Genomic DNA, 800 nt, shown 5'->3' with positions numbered 1-800 from the left:
GTAGCTCATACCGACAGAGAACGCGCTGATTTCTGCTTCAACGGTGACTTTTTCACTGCCTAGTTTCGCTACGTCTAACTCAGGTTTCATGTATTCCCATTCAACCTGTAGTGCTAGATTTTTTGTGATCGCGAACTCAGCACCTAAGCCGTAAAGTCCGGTTACTGTCGTTTCAGAAAACGTCGTGTGGCCTTCGTCACCAGTTAGCACAGAATTGCTTACTTTAAATTCCGCGTTGAAGTAAGAAAGACCCGCTTTCGCGAAAAGATTGAAACGGTCACCGATTGGCAGCGTTAATTTAGGTTGGATAGCCAAAAACTTCATGTCACCAACGGTAACGACAGAGCCGTCCAGAGCGTCATAACCACCGATCGCACCTTCAAGAGAGATGTACTCGTTGAATGTGTAACCACCAAAAACTTTGCCAGACAGACTTTCGTTGTCTTTAACTTCAAGTTTCTCGCTTGCGTTGTAGGTATTTGATTTGATTGAACCACTGATATCATCAAACGTTGCTTTACCGATCGATGCACCAATGTAAGGAGCGGCGTTTGCCATAGAACAAGTTGCTAGAAGGGCTGCTGTTAGCCATGTTTTCTTTAACATTGTATTTCACTGCCTGTTTTATTATTGAGTTTGTGTATCGCCCTTCCTTAAGCATGTCGCGTTATCCATCTCGCTTGGCGTTAAACCGATCGAGATGTTAGTGAATAAAAACTCAATAAAACACGAAATAATTAGACACAACTTTTCTATTTTCCTTCTTAATTAAGAATATTTACTCTTAATTACAGACACTG

Annotated in this window: 1 protein-coding gene; it reads right to left on the bottom strand. The window is 41.9% G+C overall.

The window, feature by feature from the left end:
• A partial coding sequence (locus R7E78_RS25860; protein ID WP_318058573.1) for an outer membrane beta-barrel protein occupies positions 1-606 on the bottom strand: 606 nt, incomplete at its 3' end.
• Between the last annotated feature and the right edge of the window lie 194 nt (positions 607-800).

The sequence above is a fragment of the Vibrio sp. YT-19(2023) genome, assembly GCF_033337395.1.
Note: the sequence above shows the minus strand (reverse complement) of the source record. Positions and strands in the feature narration are given on the sequence as shown.